The sequence below is a fragment of the Microcoleus sp. Pol17C6 genome (assembly GCF_036701145.1).
Lineage (GTDB): Bacteria > Cyanobacteriota > Cyanobacteriia > Cyanobacteriales > Microcoleaceae > Microcoleus.
Window position 1 is genome coordinate 1 of record NZ_JAUBQH010000062.1, and the last position, 16,395, is coordinate 16,395.

Consider the following 16,395-nt stretch of genomic DNA (forward strand, 5'->3'; position numbering starts at 1 on the left):
CAGATTCGGTAATCTTTATATGAGGACGACCAGACATTGTAATTGTCTCCTTTACTTTGAACACAAGTCTATCACATCTTTAAAAAAATGGTATTAGTGCTCAAAAAAATCACCCAGCAGCACAATGGCAGGTGTGTGAGTGCCCATCAACTGCGGGATTGTCAATATGCCATGGATGCAGGAGAAAAGATATTTGCCAAGGGCGATGAAGAGGTTATTATTAAGAGCTTTTGTCATCCATCGACGACGCGACAGGATGGACGAGGCAAGACTGGAGCGATATCGCAGTAATTTACGAGAAAGATTAATCACAATTTTGAGTTTAATGCCATATCAACTGGATGGTGTTCGGTTGCGAAAACGCTATGGCGAGCTGATGGATAATTTGTTTTTATTTCTGGAAGATGCTGCAATTCCACCGACAAATAATTCTAGCGAACAAGCGATTCGGATGAGCGTGATATTTCCTCGCGTGACTAATTGCTTTCGTTCCGAATGGGGACGAGATTTATTTGCGGCGGTTCGTTCAGTTGTCAATACTGGTAAAAGGCAGGGCTTAACTGCTTATCAAGCTATTCAACAAGCCCTCTCTATTCATGGCTCGCTTTTTTCCCCTACTTGAGCAATTACCAAGATATTAATGTCTTTCGGGTGAAAGCACTCTGACCGATTCTCATGGAACTCTCGAAAAAAACGCAGAAGGGGAACTTGGAGGCGATCGCACCGTAGCCAACAACTCCGGCTCTCAACTACCCCATTCGTGACAAATTAAGACTTTGCTACATTTGTCAATCAGTAATAATACTCAAAATAGTGCTGTTTGAAGAGTGGAAAATTCGCGATTTGGGGTCAGCGGGCATCAATATGGCGCTCCGCACGCTCGCACGAGCGCCCAAGTTTCCGTTTTTCACCCCATATTTGAAGAAAATTTGAGCATAATTGCTGATTGACAAATGCTTCCCTAGTTTAACTTGTCAGCAATGCAACTACCCCAACTGTTAAGCTAAACAGACTCGAACACTCAACAGTTGACAAAAACTGCCACCACCTAAGAAAGGCTATCTAACTATCTCGCTAAACCGCAGCCGCTACGTTGCACGGTTAACTCTTCTGGCTGCTTTTGCTGTCAGTTGCAGCGAACTGTTATTTAGCGACAATGTGTAATTGTAGGATATCATGTCAATTACCGATTTATTCATCGTAGGGTGCGTCAGAAACGAGATTTTTGAGTTTGATCGAGAATCTGGCTGACGCACCCTACCGAATACTAAACATCGCGTTCTGTTCGTACCCATTTGGTTTGCCGCTTCAGGAGAAAACCCAGATATAAAGGTATTTTCCAAAGAATGTAAAAAGGTACAGATAACAGAGTTGAGCCAGAAATATCGGCACGCCCGAATTTGGCCCAAGCGCTGACAATGGAAACTAAAATCAGCAATCCTTGTACTGCTAACAAGAGGGCGGGAATTGGGGATGTTCCCAAAATTGCTGCTAGTAAAGAGGTGGCAAAAGCAGCTAGCCAGATAGCGACTAAAAGCGATAGGGGAGGGACGGATAAGTCGAGGGCGATCGCCAATAAGTCAAAACGTTTTTGCTCGACTGAAGCTGCTGTCAGCCGGGGAGTTTGAGTTAACAATGTCTGTATGTGACCGTGTTCCCATCTCGTTCTTTGACTTTTAGCTGCTTGCTGCTGCTTTGGCAAACACCCGGTGACGTTTGCTTCGGGGCAGAATACTGTTGGATGTCCGGCGATCGCCAAATCCAAACTCATCTGCATATCTTCAACAATATTGCTGCTAGCTAGGGAAACCGATCGAATTATCGACCAGGGAAAAGCCATGCCAGTACCTGTTAGTAATGATGGGAATCCTAAATTTTTTAAGCCGCTGGGACGGACTAAGTTTTTCACAAGAAATGCTAAAGCAGAAATGGAATCTTTAGGAGTAGGATTTGGTGGCTGTTCCATGAGATAAGTTGCTTGCACTGGTCTTTGTTCGGCAACTGCAACCCGGGCTAATTTTTCTATAGAGTCGGGCTGACAGATGCAGTCAGCGTCAACCATGATGACTACTTCGGGGGGGTCGGATTCGATCGACTGCAAGCCGAAATCCAGTGCGTATCCTTTACCCTTGCGTTGTGTGTCTTGTCGCTCGATCGCACTTGCACCGCAGTTACGGGCGATTTCTGCCGTGGCGTCCGTGCAGTTGTCAGCAATCACTAACAGGCGGTCTTGAGGTGTTAGCTGTGGCAAGATGGTGGAGATTGTCGCGGCAATTCCTGCTGCTTCGTTGTAAGCGGGAATTAAAACTGCTACTTTGGGGCGGGGCGCTTTAGTTTCCGCTGTCTCGCCCTGGCCTGACAAGAAAGCTGCACTGCATTCTAGAAATAGAACTGCAACGGGAATTAGAAGGATCAGGGCGATCGCCAATAGCACAACATCAATCAATAGGAACAGTAGCTGATTAATTTCCACAATTCTAGTACCTTAATTTAATTTTATTTCTTGCGTTCCTTGAGTTTATTTAATCTTATTGCACCTTTGTTAACTTACTGCGCCACGCTATCTAAAGTATCATTATATCATGCGCGCAAAAAATCACCCTTCTTACATTTGTTGTGATGACTTCAGTCCTCCTCAAACTACTAGGACTAGCGTCTAATTACTAGGAATAGCGTCTTCACTACAAATTAATTGGATGGCGGTTGTGCAGTCGCAAATAATATCATATCATGTCAATTCTGACAATGTTAAGTCACTCAATTTAATTAAACCTCAAACAAGCCCAGACTTGAGAAACCCGGTTTCTAAAAGAAACCAGGTTTCTGGCTATTCTATTTTTTATCCACTAAACACTTAATCGATGTTTAACATCAAATCCGGTTGCATCGGAATAATAAAATCGAGTCAACAGTTAACAGTCAATCATTCAGTTTTTCGACCCGCCCGTCAACAGTCAACAGTCAAGAATCATTTCGGTCGTGCAACCGGAATTGATATAACTCATTCATCTCCTGTGCGTGGTCACTCAGGAAGCCATCTCCCAACTCAAAACTATGTTCAAGCTATGCTGCATCGGGGATAGCAACAGGTTCAGATTTTTTGGTGGTGAACTGTGCGGGGGGTGCAAATTCTCTGATATATCTCGACACCGATCGCAAATATCCCACTTCTGCTTGAATCAAATCCAGCGTAGAAAGACTCTGAACTAAGTCATCAAACTCATCTGCTGTAACTCCAGCACTGTGCAAGACTTCTTGGTTAAGTCGCCCGCAGATTCCTTGCAGAAGGAGTTCGATAATCTCGCTATAGTCAGCGATTTGGGTTCCGTAACCTTGCAATTTCTTCCGATTGATTCCCCACTGCAAAATCTTCAACAAGTCTTCAGGGGCACTCCACGCAAAAGAGGAAGCAATCACTTCTTTTTCCGCTGCGACAAGAGCGTGCTTGATTTGCACTTCGGGGAAATCTGGATCGATAACTAGGCTTTCGAGCTTCGACACTTGTTTATCTAACACGCGCAAAGAAAAAGGAGCTAATTCTACAATCACCATGTCACCAGCATCGTTAACACTTCTAAAAGGATCTTCCAAAACATTAATTAGGAGGTGAATGTCTGTAGGTTTTTTCCAGTCAAACTGTCCTAGGAAAAACGGTTCTTCGTATCCCGGCAAAAGTCCTTGAAAATAAATCGGCAGATTTTTGCCAGATTCAAGAATTTTATAAAGAGCTACTTCCAAGGTTTCTGTTGGCCACCCGAGATTACTCACGGCGACAAATTTCAGTTTTCCGGGAACGGACACAATCAGAGAATTCAGCAATAAATGTACGGCTTCAAAAAGATTTTGAGCAGTTACGTAGCGGTGTGGAGCGTGAACGTTGACAGTTTTACCTTGCTCTACTTTTTTGGACATTTGCTCGCAGAACAAGCTATTTTCCAACATATGAGTAAAGCGAACCATCCCGTAAATGACATTTCCTTCTTGAGCTGCTTTGGCAAATTGCCATTCGGCAAACTTCTTCGAGGCGGCGTAAACTTCGGTGGTAAAATATCGAGATGTTTTGCCTGTAGAAGAGAATACGCAGTGTTCTACGCCGTATTCTTCGCAGAGTTGAATGACGTGTTTACATCCTAACAGGCTGGTTGTAACTGTTTCTCGGATTTTGATTTCAGCTAGTCCGGGTTGGCGTTGGGCGGCTAGGTGAAAAACAATTGCTGGTTTTTCTACCTCAAATATGTGTTTGAGCGCGTCGAGGTTGCGAATGTCAACGGCATAGAAAGTTACAGCACCTTCTTGGGTAAAAAGCGGCAGATTTTCTTCGGGGTTTTGACATCGGGCGTTGTCTGCGGAAATGATGTTAGTTGCGCCTAGTTCGAGGAGTTTTTCAATTAAGAAACGACCGACACATCCTTCTCCGCCAGTGATGAGGATGGTTTTGCCTTTGATTTTGCGACTGACTGCGGATGCGTAGAGGTGAATAGTGCGATCGCGCACGTCGCTAAAAGGTTCGCTTTCTAATTGTCCGTCGGCTTGATAGGCTGCGATTAGCTGTGCGGTGAGAGTTTGTAAAGACGCGAGGATTTCAGGATCTTGGGGCTCCGGCGAACCGGGCGGAACTAGCTGCTGGATGCGCTCAATTATTTCCGCTTTGCTGGCACCTTCAAAAACTTCTCTTTGGTTAAATGCACTCTTCACTTTTTTTGCTCCTTTAAATTCTAGAAATACCGTTACTGATAAGCGACTTGTTAAACAAATTTTCGAGGGACAGAACTTTAAAAGTCTGCTTGGTTTTAGGATTTTTTAGACTTAAAGCTACTTAATCGGAAAGACACGCGATCTGCTATGCTTGTAGTTTTATTAAGCGCTTTTTTAACCTGCTTACTTCTGCCATCGGCAAATATCGGCAAAGTCGGAATGTGCTCTCTCCAAAATTTGTCAATACCACTATATACTTAAATTGCTGAGTGTTGGCAATACTCCGAACATATCTTTACTGTTTCTTTGCAATAACCTACGAGTTTTCACGCAATTTTAAAGTTTATGTAAAGTAGGGTCTAGGTTTAAAAAACTTAACAATAGACTCAACCTTAATTATAGCATTTTACTTTTTAAGTAAAATGTATTTTTGGTTACTAAATATAGTTTAATTTTAAGTAAAAATACGCACAAAAGCCACATCAAATATTTGCGTCTGCTGAAAAGATTGCTACTTGATGGGTGGGGTAGTGCTGTGGCTACCCCTGTATGTGTGTTGCTACTAGGCGCGAACGATGCGTTCTTTTTTGCTGCCTTCAAAGCCACGAGCATCCCCAACATCGTAGCCTCCTGTCCGCAAGCGGCGGTCTAAATCGCTAGCTTCGGGAGAAGTTTTTGCTGCTTCTTCGATCGTCACTCTGCCTTCAAGCACCAGTTTGTAAAGACCCTGGTTGATAATCTGCATTCCTTCGTAAGTATCATGTTCCATTAATCGGAAAGCTTCATCATCAGCACCTTTCATCAAGTAATCGTGCATGGCAGGTGTATTCACCAAAATATCGTGAACTGCTACTCGACGGTTGTCAACAGTTGGCAGCAAAAGTTGGGCAATTACCGCTACTAAAGAATCGCAAATTTGAATCCGCATCGCCTGTTGTTCTTCGGGTGGGTAGAGGTTCAACAACCGATTAATAGCGTTAATGGCGCTGCGAGTGTGGAGAGTTCCCAATACTAAGTGACCAGTTTGAGCTGCTTGCAACGCTGTATTGATTGTAACGCGATCGCGCATTTCCCCGATCAGAATCACATCGGGGTCTTCCCGCAAAACAGCCCGCAAAGCCTGTTGAAACTCGTGGGTATGCAAGCCGACTTCCCGCTGGCTAACCAAGCATTTTTTAGAAGGGTGAATGAATTCGATCGGGTCTTCAATGGTAACTACGTGCTTTTGCTCCATCTGATTGAGATGGTCGATCATCGCAGCTACGGTTGTCGATTTCCCCGAACCTGTAGGCCCCGTAACTAATATTAATCCCTGCGATCGCAAAATGATACTTTTGAAAACTTCTGGCAACCTCAAGGAATCGATAGTAGGTATTTCCAAACTGATCAACCGCAATACTATGGCACCGCCACTGAGGGACTCAAAACAGTTTAGCCGACACCGCACGAAGCCAGGGTAAAAAATTGCTGAATCTAATTCCTTGGTAGTTGCAAACTGTTTTCGCTGTTCGGGGGTGAGAATTTCGGCTAGGTACTGTTCAAAAATTTCTGGCGTTACTTTGGGGTGGGTGGTTGCTACTTGCATCACGCCACGAATCCGAAATCGAGGTACTTGGCCTACTCGAATGTGAATGTCAGAAGCCGAGGCACTATGGGCATCTCGGACCATTTGTTCGATCGTACTGACGGGTGTCTCAACAGAAGACCGCTGCTGGGCCGGAGGGGGCGCACTCGGCGCGGGTGCAGGAGGCGCGGGAGTTGCAGCCAAAGGCGGGGGCGGGGGCGGTGTTCGGCGGGCTTGAGCCTCTGGTCGAAGGGGTGTAGGATTGTTTAATGGGTTCATTTTTTTGTCTCCAGTCAATGTAGATTTATTGCGAAAAAATGCCCGATTTCTAATCTTATCGCTCGCAGCTAATTCGGTGTTAAATGCTGAGAATATTTTACAATTAGGCTTGATGGGGCGATCGAGTAATTAACAATTTAAACTCCTATGAACATCGGTCACAAAATCGCCGACTTGCTCGAGAATCGCGCTGTTACCCCTGCCTACGCGGGTTGGCTGCTTTTGGGGATGACAGTTTTCTTTTTTGGGTCGGCGACTAATACAATGTCTGGGTGGCTGTACGTGCTCAGCGGTGGGGGTTTGGCGCTGTTGGGAGTAGCGGCGGTTTTGCCTGGAAAATCGCTCCGTTCCTTGGAAGTCCGTCGCCGCCCGATCGAACCGGTGAGTGCGGGCGATCGAATCACCGTCGAACTAGAAATCGAAAATAGCGCCCGCCAACCTAAGACTCTATTGCAAGTCGTAGACATCTTGCCGTTTGTATTGGGAGAACCCGTCGTCCGCCCGATCGAAGTCATAGAGCCTAACAGTATATACAGGGATACATACTATTTAGAAGTGCGGCAGCGCGGGGTCTATCGGTGGCAAGAGGTAAACTTGAGGACGGCGGCACCTTTAGGGTTGTTTTGGTGCCGGCGCAGCCGCCCAGTCAAAGCGGTGGCGGTTGTGTATCCACAAGTTTTGCCGTTGAGCACTTGTCCTTTGATCGATCGCATCGGTCAAGAAGACAGCCCGCAATTTTACAATCGCAGTCGATCGCAAACTGCTACCGAAGGCCTCACCCGCAACCTCAGACCTTACCGCCACGGAGACCCCACCCGCCTGATTCACTGGCGCACCAGCGCCCGCTACGGAGAACTACGGGTAAGAGAGTTAGAAGTTGCAGCCGGCGGTCAAGAAATTATTATTGCTCTCGACAGCGCTGCGGCGTGGAAGCCAGAAGAATTTGAACGAGCCGTGACAGTAGCTGCGTCTCTTTACTTCTATGCTAGCAAGCGCCTGTTAAACGTCAAACTTTGGACTGCCGGGACTGGACTCGTATCGGGGAACCGGGTAGTTTTGGAAACTTTAGCGGCGGTTAATGCTGGGGAAGATGCGGTTGAGAATCGGCCGAAACTGCCGATAATTTGGCTGACTCAAAACTCTGCAACTTTAAGCACTCTTTCCCTAGGCAGCCGCTGGGTACTCTGGCCGTTAGCAACTGCTGAAACCGGCGAAAAAATGTTAGTCAAACATGAGTTACCCGGTTTAGAAATTCGCTCCGGCAGACCCTTAGAACTTCAGTTACAAGATCCTCTGGAAAGAGCGATTAGCTATTAAGTAAGATAGACCACGAAAAAAACCTGTGAAAGAGCGATTAGTTATGAAGATTGACTGGATTAATCTAAAACCTCAAGAACCATGATACACTACAATAGTGTAATTGATAAAGTTAAGGGTCTTACGGGGTCTGGCAATTGCTTGGCAAGTTAAGAGCAGCTTAGATTACTGTGACTCCGGTCATAAACATCATATCTCATTCACTAAACAGGAGAAAAAATGACTTTCTGGGATAAATTAAAGCAGAACGTATCACAAATCAATGATTCTCTGCAAACCAATATTTCCAAGTTTAAAAATAATGATTTTGCTGATGCCTCAATGGCAATATGTGCATTGATTGCTGCTGCTGATGGCACTATCAATACCGATGAAAGACAAAAAACGGCGGCTCTAATAATTTCCAATGAAACACTAAAAATTTTTTCGGCTTCGGAGTTGAAGCAAAAATTTGATTTTTATTGTGAGAAGCTATCACAAGACTTCGATTTTGGTAAAGTGGAGGCTATCCAAGCCATAGCCAAACTCAATAAAAAATTAGATCAAGGTCGTGCAGTCATCCAAATTGGCATTATTATCGGTGGTGCGGATGGTAATTTTGACCAAGATGAAAAGAAGGTTGTCAAAGAAGCTTGCCATGCTGTGGGAATTAATCCAGGGGAGTTCGACCTCTAAATTTAGCTATTTTATGGTTCATGCTACTCAATTCTTTAAGGCTTTATATCTGCGAATAGCATTGTTCATTGAGTTTATTTGCTCTGCATGAAATGAGGGAGGCATTAAGCTATGAACAGTATGAAGGAGTCCATTGTGCATGACATCGGTCGGAAGTGCAGAATGATCGAGTCCTAGTGTATGTCCTATTTCATGGGCAATGGTATTTGCAATTAAGTTAGATAGTTGATTGAGATTAAGGCTGGCATTGTAGGAAGCATAGAATACTTGGTCAATCCGAATAATCGCCCTATCTGTAACCATTCCCGACTTGAAGCTAGCCACGCCGAGATAGTCAACCGGCTGGCTGTCCACGAATATATAAACATGGGTAAAATCTTCCCCCCACTCTTTGGGATCGGGGGGATCAGATGTCAAAAATATTTTGATGCTTCTAAATGCGCCGTAGAGTTTGGAGAAAGCGTCCATCAGCAGGGAAAAGATCGCTTCTCTATTTTCGGGTGCGACATCCATTCCTGATACATCTACCCAAATGCAACGGCGAAAATCGCTATCATTATCAATTAGAACTCTTCCACAGGAAGGGCAAAACTCCCACTGAGGCTGGATACGGGAACGACAGCTCTGACAGCGGAGTTTGGGGGGTTTAGTCAGGTTTAGCCGTTGAGAAAGGGGGAGTTTTAGCTTGCGATTGTGTTTGGTTAGGTCTAGGCGATCGTACAGAGACATTGACTGATTGTAGGAATTTTTTCTCGTAATATTCTTGTTAATTTGAGCTAATTTCAGCTAGGGCTATGGGTTGAGTTGATAGTTGCCACAGTCTGCAACAAAATGCTCCGATTTCCCTATTTTAATATTCCTTTCAATCTGGCCTGCTTAATCCAAGCGGGAAATTCATTCAGCAGTCTTTCATACAATTGTTCATCAGTGATTTTTCCCAAATCGTCTAAATGAAAAAAGTTAGCGTTATCAACCAGCCGGCCACGCATACTGTCTAGTCTTTCCAGAATTCCATAGTTAAAACCAGCCAATCCCACAAATTGCCAAAAAATCGGATATTTTGCAGCTTCAACTATAGATTTTTTAATTTCTTGCTCATTAGTAACGCCTCCATCACTGAGGAAAACAATAAATGTAGGCAGTTTACTAGCCTTTTCCTGAGTATACTTCTTTATGACATCTTGTATTACCAAACTTTCATTGTTTCCCCCGCCTAATTCCAGCATCAGAGAAGGCATTTTAAAAACAAGTAAAGCTCTCTTCATTTCGCCGGCTTCTTTTGTGATATAGCCATCAACATTTGTCTCCGTCACCGATCTTGTTCTTTTGAATGTTGAGCCAAAAAACCAAACATCTAATGTAGCATCATCATCCAGTCTACTAGCTACTGGAACTATTCTTTCAAGGAACGCTTGCACTGCACCAGAACTATATTGATGGCTCATAGAGCCAGAAATATCCAAAACCAAAGAGACTCTTGCTAGGATACCCTCAATCCCTTTCTTTTTAAGACAAATATCTACTTTTGCTTTTAAAAGGATTATATCTGCTTTTTTTGTAATATCAATAGGTTGCTGTTTGGTCTCTTTTTCAGGTTCAGGAGTTAAGACAGGCTTGTCTACTTTCTTCTCTTGCTGTTTAGCATCAACAAAATACCGATCTACAAAACTTTGCAAGCCGGCATTATAGCCTTCTCCTACTGCTTGAAATCTCCATGTCAAATCTTTTCTATACAATCTGCCAAACTCCAAAGCTGTCTCTTGAGAAAAAGCTTCTTTTAAATCGTACCGAGCTAACTCGACTCCTGTTTCCTGGTTGTAAAGCCTGATAAACGCATTTTTAACTTGGCTGAAATTTTGATTTTTTTCCAGCCCTTCGTGAATAGTGACAACAAAAACTATTTGCTCAATAGCAATCTTGACTTTTGTCAAATCTACGTAGATCGTCTCATCATCATCTTCGCCTTGCCCAGTTCTGTTATCTCCTGAATGTCTTAAAGAACCATCCAGTGATTTCAGATTATTATAGAATACAAAGTATTTTTCATGAATTATTTTGCCGGCAGCGCCTAACATAAACACAGAAGCATCAATATCATAGCTCTGACCAACCTGGCTCACCTCCCAACCTAAGCCAATCGCCACCTGTTTTAAATCGGGAGCAGCTTTAGAAAGACTTAATCTTTCACCTTTGGTTAATTGGATTCCCATTCTATTGGTTTTCCTTCAATGTAAATTCGGCTGATTAGCTATTCTCAACAAAAAAAGGTTTCGATCGTTGTAGCCCACTTCGGATTCCAGGAAGTAAGGAGCATCTATGTACCGAAGGAGTTGTTAAGCATAGGTTTTCACAAGTTCCTGCAACCCATTAACCTTCACACCGTTACCGATCGCCGCCATTTTCCACTCATCATTATGCTTGTAGATTTCTGCCATGAGCATCCCCGTCATGCCTTTGTATTCAGAACCTGATAGGTTATATTTTGCGAGTTCTTGATTATTAGACGTATTAACCAAACGCACAAACGCATTTTGAACTTGTCCGAAGTCTTGCTTGCGTGCAATGCAATCGTAAATGTTAACTGTAAAAACCAGTTTGACAATTTGCGAGGGAATTCGAGATAAATCGACGAGAATTTGCTCGTCATCTCCCTCTCCCGCTCCAGTCAGATTATCACCTAGATGCGTAATAGCTCCTGAACGGTGGGAGAGATTGCCAAAATAAACGATATTGGTCATATCATTCACTTTGTCATTTCGATCTAAACAAATCACTGAGGCATCCAAGTCATAATCTGGAGCACTGCTAAAAGCCCCAAACAAACCTCCACCGGAGCGTTTCGCCACATCCCAGCCTAATCCGCAGATCAGTTTTGTTAGCCCTGGCGCTTCTTTGGAAAGCGAGATGCGCTGTCCTTTTTGTAGGTTAATTCCCATGCGTTTTACCTTTTAGCTATAGCGATCGAGTAATGCTTGTAAACCACCTTGATAGCCGGCTCCCACTGCATTGAGACGCCACTCACCGTCTTTCCGGTAAAGTTCAGCCATGATCAGTGCTGTCTCTATGGAATAATCTTCTACAAGGTCATAGCGAACAGCTTCCTGTTGTGTTTGGGCATTAACGATCCGCACGAAGGCATTTTGCACCTGACCAAAATTTTGACGGCGTTGCTGTGCTTCATGGATGGTTACAGTTACAAGAATTTTTTGGACATCATTAGGCACTTTTGTGAGGTTGATTTTGATAACTTCATCATCCCCCTCGCCGGCCCCCGTGAGATTATCTCCCATGTGCTGCACGGATTTGTCTGGATCTGGACTTGTGAGATTGTTATAAAAAATGAAGTGATTGTCAGAAATTAATTTTTCATTACCACCTAATAGGAACAATGATGAGTCTAGGTCAAAGTCAGAACCCGTGTCTGTAGCTTTAACGTCCCATCCCAGTCCTATGAATACTTCTGAGAGACCGGGTGAAACTTTCTCAAGCGATACCCGTTGTCCTTTGGTCAGAGATACGGCCATGATTCAATCTTCCTCTTTATTAGAAGTGGTTATGGAGGGAGGCGCGGACTGGAAAACTTTATTAAGTTTTTGCTGGAAATAGTTGTAGAATTTTTAATCTTAAATAAAAGAATATTAGCTAACTGTGCCGATGTCAATAGGGATTACAACTCTTAATTATTTTTTGGGTGTGAGTACAAAGCAATCATGCCCTGCCTCCCACAGTTGTGTAATCTCAGCTTGGGTTATTGTGCTTGTGTATTTTGACAAACTCTCGGAACTTGACCGTGTTTTGTGATGCAAGTGACCCTTACCAGGGCCTTTCCACAAGGCCCTCCGCTTGGAAGTCTCCTGTGTTGCAATACCATCGACTTGTGGCGTCGATGGTGGTGCGACGGATTCCCAACACTTGAGCAACTTCGATTTTCTTCATGCCATTTAACTCGATCGCTGGGATGACCTGATGAAGGAGGTATAAATGTACAGTTTGGAGCCAAAAGTCGGCGCGATCGATCTGCAAAACTGGCGACTAATTGTAGTCTATTTTCTAACCAAGGAAAGCGGTTGCTATAGTTTAATTTAAATGGCGATCGGCTCGAATCGAATTCTTTGCCTGACAATAAAATCTCAATCCCTATCACTCTCTAGTGTCGGGGAGAATTTCGACTACATACTCCGGTACATATTCGGGTCGATTTTCAGACCGATTCGGGGGCACATTCTGGGACACCTTCTCCGGTGGATGTTCGTGCCTGACTCGCCGGATCGGGAGATTTGCAATTAGTGCTGTGGCCCGCTGGTCGCTCTCCAGCGAGAACTCAGACCCGGTGGTATCGATTTCCACGTAGCGAGATACCACCTCTAGAATTTCTCGGCGCATCGACTCAACCATTTCGGGGCTGAGTTCTGAGCGGTCGTGGGCTAGAACCAGTTTGAGGCGCCGTTTTACCTCGTCGCGGCTGTTGTCAGGGGTGCGCGGGAAAAGTCGTTCGAGAAGTGTATATATCATGGGTACGGCTGGTTTGTCAAGGGTTAGGCATAGAAAAGGTCATACCATTTTCGATTTTCGATTTTCGATTTTCGATTGGGGAACCACTGATTCCCGTTTGGTTGGGAGTGGGCCTACAGTTTCATTCTTTTTGGGAACTGGTGTCACTGGGGGAAAATTTGGGGTAGTTTTTGTGATGCGGTCGCTGCTGTTAAAGATAGATCGCCAATATTGCAGCACATCACATAATTTTAGTATTTAAGAACTTGCGGAGGCGAGTAAAGAAGTTTTCCCGACGGGGATTGAGATCTAGAAAATCAACTTTTTCGCCTTCTAAGCGGCGGGCAATATTGTCGAAGGCAGTTCCAGCTAAAGAGGCCGTTTCCGACAATACTAATGGTTCGCCTCGGTTGGTGGAAACGATGACGCGCTCGTCGTCGGGAACGACGCCTAACAGCGAAATGGCGAGGATTTCCCGCACGTCTTGCACCGACATCATATCATTTGCCAGCACCATTGCGGGTCTGATCCGGTTGACGATTAGGTTGATTTTCTTGACGTTGTTGGCTTCCAGCAGACCGATGACTCGATCGGCATCGCGGACAGCAGCGATTTCGGGAGTGGTGACAATTATCCCTTCTTGAGCCGGCGCGATCGCATTTTGAAAACCTTGTTCAATTCCAGCAGGAGAGTCGATCAAAATATAGTCATATTTTGGTCCCAACATCCCCACAAGCTGCTTCATTTGCTCGGCGCTGATGGCATCTTTCATCCGAGTTTGGGCAGCCGGCAACAGTACCAAGCGCGGCTGGCGCTTATCTTTCACCAAAGCTTGCTCTAACCGGCACTCTCCTGCGAGAACTTCTAATGCCGTGTAAACAATCCGATTTTCTAAGCCCAGCAGCAAGTCTAAATTTCTGAGACCGAAATCGGCATCAATTACGGCAACGTTCCGCCCCCGCTTAGCTAAAGCCATGCCGAGATTGGCTGTGGAGGTGGTTTTTCCTACCCCGCCTTTCCCTGATGTAACAACAATAATGCGAGCCATAAGCGATTTTAGATTTATTGGGAATTGGTGATTGGGAATTAGTAATTGGTAATTGGGAATTGGTAAGGGGTAATTGGTAATGGGTAATTGATTTTATTCTTGGTTGATAATTAGCAATTATTCTTTGGTAATTGGGCAGCAATCTGTAATTGACTGAATAACAGCAGATTCCACGTTTATGAAGGACACCCGCTTATCGCTCCCCCGCTGTAGTGGCACGGCGAAAGCCTTTGCCCCTACTTCACAAACTCGCAACTCTCCTTGTTTTACTAATTCTCTATGAATTTGCACTTAAATTTTAAATCGTCTTTTAGTGACTGATTTAGCCTAGGCAAAAATTATCACGTGCAGGCTTAAAGAGAAATAGTATTACCAATTACTCATTACTAATTCCTAATTACCCATTACCAATTACCCATTATCGATTACTCATTACCCCCGACTAACTGCGATTTGTCAAAATCAGAGGCTCTACCGATCCGAATCCCTTGAGGCGTCACATAGGCGACTTCCGGGAAAAACTGAGCGGGTGAGGTTTCTGGGCCTCTGGCAACATACTTAGCAATCCTAATCACCATCGGTTCCATCTGCAAGGTCATAATCACGCTTTTGGTATTGCCACCGGCACCGGCGTGCACGACTCCCCGCAAACGGCCCCAAACTAGGATATCGCCTCCGGCGATGACTGATCCGCCTGGATTTACGTCTCCCAAAAGTACGACGGTACCCGGATGGCGAATTTCTACGCCCGATCGCACTGTCATCTGCAAATATAAAGGTTCCGCCAGCGATTGCGGTTTTTCAGCGGCGGCTTTATTCAGGGAAGAAACCGGAGGCTGCTGTTCTACACAATAGCCTGCCGTTGCTGCTGCTACGGCGGTTTGGCGGCGAGTGGTGTGGACTCGTTTGAGTTGCAGTTCTACTTCGGAGAGGGCATCGGCGATTTCTTGCAGTTGGCGGATATCTAAAAGTCGATCGCTCCCCATCAATTGTACTTCTGCGTTTGGCTGCCAAAAGCGTTCTCCTGCATTCAGCCTGACTTTTAGCTGCTGCCAAAGTTCAGTCCAAGTCGAGGCGGAGGCTGTTGCGGGTTCGCTATTGGTTTCTGGGGGGAGTAGCAACAGTAGCTGTCCATCTTCGGTTTTGAGTCGGACTTGCAGCTCCAAGCTGACTTCGGGTGTTGATTGAGTGGCGGCAGCAGCGGCTCCGGGGGAGGCATCGGGTGTCATGGGACAGTTTGATCTCGGGTAGGGACAGGTTAACATCAATATTAGCTCGATTGTAGACTGTTCACTGTTGACTGTTCACCGTTCACTATTGTTATTTGTTACCAATTCCCCATTTCCAATTCTCAATTCCCAATTCCCAATTCCCATTACCATTTTATGAACCTAATAGAACCTTATCGCGGCAGTCTTCTAGGTTTAGCAGTTGGCGATGCTTTGGGAACAACTTTAGAGTTCTGTCGCCCTGGAACATTTACACCTATTAACGATATGGTTGGCGGCGGCCCGTTTCGACTGCAACCGGGTGAGTGGACTGATGATACTTCGATGGCGCTTTGTTTGGCTGAAAGTTTGATTGAGAAACAAGGTTTCGATCCTGTCCATCAGTTAGAAACTTATGTGCGGTGGTGGCGAGAGGGACATTTGAGCAGCACTGGTGAATGTTTTGATATTGGCAATACGGTTCAACAAGCACTTTGGAAGTTTGAAGATACAAGAAAACCTTACTGCGGTTTTACCGATGCTCAGACTGCTGGCAATGGTTCGATTATGCGCTTGGCTCCCGTGCCTTTGTTTTATGCGAATAATCCTTTAGAAGTAATAGAAAAATCTGGACAAAGTTCGATAACTACTCACGGTGCTGCTACTTGTGTGGATGCTTGCCGCTATTTTGGTGCTTTAATTGCGGGGGCTGTGAATGGAGTTGCTAAAGATGTGTTGCTTTCGGAAAGATATTGTCCGATTTCTGGATATTGGGCAGCTAATCCGCTGGTAGCAGAGATTGATGAGATTGCGGCGGGTTCTTTTAAACGGCGACAACCTCCTGAAATTAAAGGTACGGGTTATGTTGTCAAGTCTTTGGAGGCGGCACTTTGGGCGTTTTACAATAGTTCTTCTTTTGCTGAAGGCTGTTTGTTGGCTGTGAATTTGGGCGACGACGCGGATACAACTGGTGCGGTTTACGGACAGTTGGCGGGGGCTTTTTACGGGGAGGGGGGAATAGCGGAAAAATGGCTATCGCAATTGGTCGATCGCACTTTAATTGCATCTTTTGGCGATCGGCTTTTTACTCGCTCGCGATCGCTCTGAATATTTACATC

15 protein-coding genes are annotated in these 16,395 nt (G+C 44.9%); 5 read left to right on the plus strand and 10 right to left on the minus strand.

Annotated elements, in window-relative coordinates; all coding sequences use genetic code 11:
- Positions 1-87 precede the first annotated feature (87 nt).
- Positions 88-291, plus strand: a complete 204-nt coding sequence (locus QUA25_RS23590; RefSeq protein WP_333041614.1) for a hypothetical protein — start codon at positions 88-90, stop codon at positions 289-291.
- A gap of 34 nt (positions 292-325) precedes the next feature.
- The gene (locus tag QUA25_RS23595) at positions 326-622 is read left to right on the plus strand and encodes an IS66 family transposase (RefSeq protein ID WP_445302074.1); all 297 of its coding nucleotides are present in this window, start codon (positions 326-328) and stop codon (positions 620-622) included.
- Between the two features lie 645 nt (positions 623-1,267).
- Here the strand turns inward: QUA25_RS23595 and QUA25_RS23600 are convergent.
- The 3 genes from QUA25_RS23600 to QUA25_RS23610 form a co-directional block, all read right to left on the minus strand.
- Entirely contained in the window at positions 1,268-2,473 is a 1,206-nt protein-coding gene (locus QUA25_RS23600; RefSeq protein WP_333041574.1) for a glycosyltransferase family 2 protein, read from the minus strand.
- Between the two features lie 590 nt (positions 2,474-3,063).
- Positions 3,064-4,695: a polysaccharide biosynthesis protein gene (locus tag QUA25_RS23605; protein WP_333041575.1), complete on the minus strand. Its 1,632-nt coding sequence runs from the start codon at positions 4,693-4,695 to the stop codon at positions 3,064-3,066.
- A gap of 562 nt (positions 4,696-5,257) precedes the next feature.
- Entirely contained in the window at positions 5,258-6,538 is a 1,281-nt protein-coding gene (locus QUA25_RS23610) for a PilT/PilU family type 4a pilus ATPase (protein ID WP_333041576.1), read from the minus strand.
- Positions 6,539-6,685: 147 nt separating this feature from the next.
- On the opposite strand from QUA25_RS23610, the gene QUA25_RS23615 reads away from it, so the two are divergent.
- Positions 6,686-7,855 (plus strand): DUF58 domain-containing protein, encoded by a 1,170-nt coding sequence (locus QUA25_RS23615; protein ID WP_333041578.1) that lies wholly within the window; start codon positions 6,686-6,688, stop codon positions 7,853-7,855.
- A gap of 219 nt (positions 7,856-8,074) precedes the next feature.
- A complete protein-coding gene (locus QUA25_RS23620; protein WP_333041580.1) occupies positions 8,075-8,530 on the plus strand; it encodes a TerB family tellurite resistance protein in 456 nt (151 codons plus the stop codon).
- Positions 8,531-8,557: 27 nt separating this feature from the next.
- Here the strand turns inward: QUA25_RS23620 and QUA25_RS23625 are convergent, their stop codons facing one another.
- From QUA25_RS23625 to minC, 7 genes are all read right to left on the minus strand, one after another.
- Entirely contained in the window at positions 8,558-9,259 is a 702-nt protein-coding gene (locus QUA25_RS23625) for a zinc-dependent metalloprotease family protein (RefSeq protein WP_333041582.1), read from the minus strand.
- Between the two features lie 116 nt (positions 9,260-9,375).
- Positions 9,376-10,740, minus strand: a complete 1,365-nt coding sequence (locus QUA25_RS23630; RefSeq protein WP_333041584.1) for a VWA domain-containing protein — start codon at positions 10,738-10,740, stop codon at positions 9,376-9,378.
- Between the two features lie 123 nt (positions 10,741-10,863).
- Positions 10,864-11,466: a TerD family protein gene (locus tag QUA25_RS23635; RefSeq protein WP_333041586.1), complete on the minus strand. Its 603-nt coding sequence runs from the start codon at positions 11,464-11,466 to the stop codon at positions 10,864-10,866.
- Positions 11,467-11,478: 12 nt separating this feature from the next.
- Positions 11,479-12,054, minus strand: coding sequence for a TerD family protein (locus tag QUA25_RS23640; protein ID WP_333041587.1), 576 nt, complete (start codon positions 12,052-12,054; stop codon positions 11,479-11,481).
- A gap of 616 nt (positions 12,055-12,670) precedes the next feature.
- Positions 12,671-13,042, minus strand: coding sequence for a cell division topological specificity factor MinE (gene minE, locus QUA25_RS23645; protein WP_333041588.1), 372 nt, complete (start codon positions 13,040-13,042; stop codon positions 12,671-12,673).
- A gap of 220 nt (positions 13,043-13,262) precedes the next feature.
- Positions 13,263-14,069, minus strand: a complete 807-nt coding sequence (gene minD, locus QUA25_RS23650) for a septum site-determining protein MinD (RefSeq protein ID WP_333041590.1) — start codon at positions 14,067-14,069, stop codon at positions 13,263-13,265.
- Between the two features lie 425 nt (positions 14,070-14,494).
- Positions 14,495-15,298: a septum site-determining protein MinC gene (gene minC, locus QUA25_RS23655; protein WP_333041591.1), complete on the minus strand. Its 804-nt coding sequence runs from the start codon at positions 15,296-15,298 to the stop codon at positions 14,495-14,497.
- Positions 15,299-15,454: 156 nt separating this feature from the next.
- Between minC and QUA25_RS23660 the strand changes: the two genes are divergently transcribed.
- A complete protein-coding gene (locus QUA25_RS23660) occupies positions 15,455-16,384 on the plus strand; it encodes an ADP-ribosylglycohydrolase family protein (RefSeq protein ID WP_333041592.1) in 930 nt (309 codons plus the stop codon).
- The last annotated feature ends 11 nt before the right edge of the window (positions 16,385-16,395 follow it).

Bases quoted from the DNA above. Each gene is read 5' to 3' on its own strand.
- QUA25_RS23590 (WP_333041614.1), top strand. From the start codon at position 88: ATGGTATTAGTGCTCAAAAAAATCACCCAGCAGCACAATGGCAGGTGT.
- QUA25_RS23595 (WP_445302074.1), top strand. From the start codon at position 326: ATGCCATATCAACTGGATGGTGTTCGGTTGCGAAAACGCTATGGCGAG.
- QUA25_RS23610 (WP_333041576.1), bottom strand. From the start codon at position 6,538: ATGAACCCATTAAACAATCCTACACCCCTTCGACCAGAGGCTCAAGCC.
- QUA25_RS23615 (WP_333041578.1), top strand. From the start codon at position 6,686: ATGAACATCGGTCACAAAATCGCCGACTTGCTCGAGAATCGCGCTGTT.
- QUA25_RS23620 (WP_333041580.1), top strand. From the start codon at position 8,075: ATGACTTTCTGGGATAAATTAAAGCAGAACGTATCACAAATCAATGAT.
- QUA25_RS23625 (WP_333041582.1), bottom strand. From the start codon at position 9,259: ATGTCTCTGTACGATCGCCTAGACCTAACCAAACACAATCGCAAGCTA.
- QUA25_RS23630 (WP_333041584.1), bottom strand. From the start codon at position 10,740: ATGGGAATCCAATTAACCAAAGGTGAAAGATTAAGTCTTTCTAAAGCT.
- QUA25_RS23635 (WP_333041586.1), bottom strand. From the start codon at position 11,466: ATGGGAATTAACCTACAAAAAGGACAGCGCATCTCGCTTTCCAAAGAA.
- QUA25_RS23640 (WP_333041587.1), bottom strand. From the start codon at position 12,054: ATGGCCGTATCTCTGACCAAAGGACAACGGGTATCGCTTGAGAAAGTT.
- minE (WP_333041588.1), bottom strand. From the start codon at position 13,042: ATGATATATACACTTCTCGAACGACTTTTCCCGCGCACCCCTGACAAC.
- minD (WP_333041590.1), bottom strand. From the start codon at position 14,069: ATGGCTCGCATTATTGTTGTTACATCAGGGAAAGGCGGGGTAGGAAAA.
- minC (WP_333041591.1), bottom strand. From the start codon at position 15,298: ATGACACCCGATGCCTCCCCCGGAGCCGCTGCTGCCGCCACTCAATCA.
- QUA25_RS23660 (WP_333041592.1), top strand. From the start codon at position 15,455: ATGAACCTAATAGAACCTTATCGCGGCAGTCTTCTAGGTTTAGCAGTT.